We start from the raw sequence: 4419 nt of genomic DNA on the forward strand, positions 1-4419 counted from the left end.
GTGGCGGGTGAAACGGGGTCGGGTAAAACTACTCAGTTACCCAAGATCTGTTCTGAGCTTGGCCGAGGTCGTTTTGGCCTAATTGGTCATACTCAGCCTCGTCGCCTTGCGGCGCGTTCGGTTGCAAACCGTATTGCGGAAGAGATGGAAACGCAGTTGGGTGAATTCGTTGGTTACAAGGTTCGATTCAACGACCAAATTTCTGAAAACACCCAAATCAAATTGATGACCGACGGTATTCTACTGGCGGAAATTCAACACGACCGTTTCTTAAGCCAGTACGACACCATCATTATCGATGAAGCGCACGAACGTAGCCTGAATATCGACTTCATCATGGGTTACTTGAGAGAGCTTCTACCAAAGCGTCCTGACTTGAAAGTGATTATCACGTCGGCGACTATCGATCCTGAGCGTTTCTCGAAGCACTTTAACAACGCGCCGATCATTGAAGTGTCAGGCCGTACTTACCCAGTAGATACGCGTTACCGCCCACTAGGTGGTGATGACAGTGATTCAGACCGCGATCAAATCGAAGGTATCTTTGAAGCCGTTGATGAGCTGTGTGATGAAGGCCAAGGCGATATCTTGATCTTCATGAACGGTGAGCGTGAGATTCGTGATACCGCGGACTCTTTAAGTAAACGTAACTTGCGTGATACCGAAATTGTTCCGCTTTACGCACGCCTTTCTGCGGGTGAACAGAACCGTATCTTCCAGTCTCATACTGGTCGACGCATCGTTCTGGCGACCAACGTGGCAGAAACCTCGTTAACCGTTCCGGGTATTAAGTATGTCATCGACCCGGGTACGGCGCGTATCAGCCGTTACAGCTACCGCACTAAAGTACAGCGCCTACCGATTGAGCCAGTGTCTCAAGCGAGTGCTAACCAGCGTAAAGGTCGTTGTGGTCGTGTTGCTGAAGGTATCTGTATTCGCCTGTACTCTGAGGAAGATTTTGAATCACGCCCAGAGTTTACTGACCCTGAGATTCTTCGTACTAACCTAGCATCGGTTATCCTTCAGATGACAGCGTTAGGCCTAGGCGACATTCAAGCATTCCCATTTGTTGAAGCGCCCGATAAGCGCAATATTCAAGATGGTGTAAGGCTGCTTGAAGAGTTGGGTGCGATCGCGACCGTTGAACCGTCAGCGAACAAAAACAAGAACCATGGCGACGATAAGAAGAAGCTAACGGCAATTGGTCGTAAGCTCGCTAAGCTGCCGATTGATCCACGTTTAGCGCGTATGGTGATTGAAGCGCCAAGCAACCGCTGTTTGCACGAAGTAATGGTGATTGCCTCTGCATTGTCGATTCAAGACCCGCGTGAGCGTCCATCAGACAAGCAACAATCATCTGACGATAAGCACAAGCGCTTCTTCGATAAAGAGTCGGATTTCATCACGTTTGTGAACCTTTGGGATTACGTTAAGCAGCAACAAAAAGAGCTGTCGAGTAACCAGTTCCGCAAACAGTGTAAGCAAGATTACCTGAACTATTTACGTATCCGTGAATGGCAAGATGTGTACTTCCAAATTCACCAAGCAATGCGTGAATTGGACACCAAGCTGAATACAGAACCGGGCAGCTACGATGGCATTCACATGTCTCTGCTATCTGGTTTACTTTCGCACATCGGTATGAAAGACCAAGAGAAGAATGAATATCAAGGTGCTCGTAACGCACGCTTCCATATCTTCCCTGCGTCTGGCTTATTTAAGAAACAACCAAAGTGGATCATGTCTGCTGAGCTGGTGGAAACCTCAAAACTTTGGGGTCGTGTTATCGCGAAGATTCAGCCTGAATGGATTGAACCACTAGCGAAACACCTGATTAAGCGCAGCTACAGCGAACCACATTGGTCGAAGAAGCAAGCGGCAGTAATGGCACACGAAAAAGTGATGCTTTACGGAATTCCAATCATTCCGAAACGTTTGGTTAATTACGGTGCCATTGATGCTACTGTCAGCCGTGAGTTGTTTGTACGCAGCGCATTGGTAGAGGGAGAGTGGGAAACAAAACATGCCTTCTTCAAACAGAACCGCAAGCTACTGCAAGAAGTAGAAGAGCTAGAACATAAATCGCGTCGTCGTGACATCTTGATCGACGATGATGAACTGTTCGACTTTTATGACCAACGTGTTGGCGAAGAGGCGGTTTCAGGCCGTCACTTCGATACATGGTGGAAGAAGACCAGCCAGAAAACACCGGAACTGCTTAACTTTGAAAAGTCGATGCTGTTCCGAGGCGATGCTAGCCACGTTACTGATTTGGATTACCCGAACTTCTGGCATCAAAATGGTATCAAGCTGAAGCTGAGCTACCAATTTGAGCCGGGCGACGACAACGATGGTGTAACGGTACACATTCCGCTGCCTATCTTGAACCAAATAGACCAGAACGGTTTTGATTGGCAGATCCCAGGCCTACGTCAGGAACTGGTGATTAGCCTAATTAAGTCGTTACCAAAAACGCTACGCCGTAACTTTGTGCCTGCGCCAAACTACGCTGATGCGTTCTTGGCTCGTGTTACGCCGCTTGAAGCTCCACTATTGGATTCCCTTGAGAAAGAGCTGCGCCGTATGACCGGTGTGGAAGTGGTACGTGATGACTGGAAGTTAGACCAGATTCCAGAGCACTTAAAGGTAACATTCCGTGCTGTGGATCATCGCAAGCGCAAACTGAAAGAGCAGAAAGACCTGCATGAGTTGAAAGAGAGCCTGAAAGACAAGGTTCAAGAAACACTTTCTAAAGTGGCAGACGATGACATCGAGCAGCAAAACCTGCATACGTGGAGCTTTGGTGAGTTACCAAAAGTCTACCAGCAGAAACGTGGTGGCTATGATGTTAAAGCCTTCCCAGCACTGGTGGACACCAAAGACAGCGTAGAGATCAAATTGTTCGAAACAGAACAAGAGCAGATCACCGCAATGAAATCGGGTCAGCGTCGTTTAATTCTGTTGAACGTGCCATCGCCGATCAAATACTTGCACTCGAATTTACCGAACAAATCTAAGCTCGGTTTGTACTTCAACCCATACGGACAGGTGCTCGATCTTATCGATGACTGTATCGCTTGTGGTATTGATAAGCTGATTGAGCAGAAGGGCGGCATAGTTTGGGAGCCAGAGCAGTTTGAAGCTCTAAAAGAACACGTACGTGCAGAGTTGGATGACACAGTTGTTGAGATTGCTCAACAGGTTGAAACCATCTTAACCACGGCATTCGCCATCAGCAAGAAGCTGAAAGGGCGTGTGGATCTTTCAATGGCATTTGCGCTTTCAGACATTAAAGCTCAAATAGAAGGTTTGATTTTTAAGGGGTTTGCCACAGAATGCGGCTGGAAACGCTTGCCGGATATTCTACGCTATATGAAAGCGATAGAGCGCCGAATGGAAAAACTGCCGATTGACCCGAATAAAGATCGCCTTCATATGATCAAAGTGGACTCTGTAATGAATGATTACAAAGAGCTACTGAATAAAATTCCAAAAGGGATCGCGGTTCCAGAAAATGTAAAAGAGGTGCGTTGGATGATAGAAGAGCTTCGTGTAAGCTTCTTCGCACAGCAACTCGGTACACCTTACCCAGTATCAGATAAGCGTGTTAAAAACGCGATTGATGCTTGCTAAACGAATAAAGCTAGACGCAGTGGCAAGGTTTGGGTATAAATCTTGCTTATTGCATTACTAATTGAATAGTTATTACATACAGGGCGACTTGGTGGCAATTCATTACCACGCAAGGCCTGCCAACAGGACGAAAAAGGTCGAATATGAAAAAAACGTTATTGGCTCTAGCACTGCTAGGTGCATCTTCAACAGCGATGGCTGATTCTTGGTTGTACGGCGGCGCAATGGGCGGTCAAAATTCATTAGGTAATCAAGAAGAGACAGCGATGGGTATCCACGTGGGTACGGGCATCCTTCCATTTATTGGTGTTGAAGCGGGTTACTGGGATCTAGGTTCTTTCGACAGTGTTAAATACGGCAACCAAACACTGACTAAACTAGACGCAAGCACAACTTACCTAGCAATCAAACCAAGCATCGACTTTGGTCCTCTTCACGTATACGCGAAGGGTGGTCTTCACTCTTACGAGCTTAAAGCGAACGGCTTCAAGCAAGACGAAGTTGATATCATGTACGGTGTAGGCGCAGAATACTTCATCTTTGGCCCACTATCTGTAGGCGCTAGCTACCAAAACTTCAACATGAAAGATGACGACTCAGGCGTTTTCTCTCTAAACGCAACTATCCACCTACTGTAATTAGTCAGTAAGACGATCGTAAAAAGCGGTCGGATAATTGTTTGATGGGTTAATAAAACTCATAAAAAATGCCAGCTTGATAGCTGGCATTTTTGTATCTATTGACCGGGTAATCTTGACGGTATTTTCTGACCGTAGACCGTAGACC

2 protein-coding genes are annotated in these 4419 nt (G+C 46.8%); both read left to right on the forward strand.

Going from position 1 to position 4419, the window contains the following annotated elements:
• Positions 1–3633, forward strand: a 3633-nt coding sequence (gene hrpA, locus AB4653_RS05785) for an ATP-dependent RNA helicase HrpA (protein WP_372103543.1), incomplete at its 5' end; no start/stop codon positions are given.
• 143 nt (positions 3634–3776) lie between these two features.
• Positions 3777–4271 (forward strand): outer membrane beta-barrel protein, encoded by a 495-nt coding sequence (locus tag AB4653_RS05790; RefSeq protein WP_009847008.1) that lies wholly within the window; start codon positions 3777–3779, stop codon positions 4269–4271.
• The last annotated feature ends 148 nt before the right edge of the window (positions 4272–4419 follow it).

This window comes from Vibrio sp. 10N.222.48.A3 (assembly GCF_041475345.1).
Lineage (GTDB): Bacteria > Pseudomonadota > Gammaproteobacteria > Enterobacterales > Vibrionaceae > Vibrio > Vibrio tasmaniensis_A.

What these genes read in the sequence shown, in the direction of transcription:
- AB4653_RS05790 (WP_009847008.1), top strand. Translation starts at nt 3,777, where the DNA reads ATGAAAAAAACGTTATTGGCTCTAGCACTGCTAGGTGCATCTTCAACA.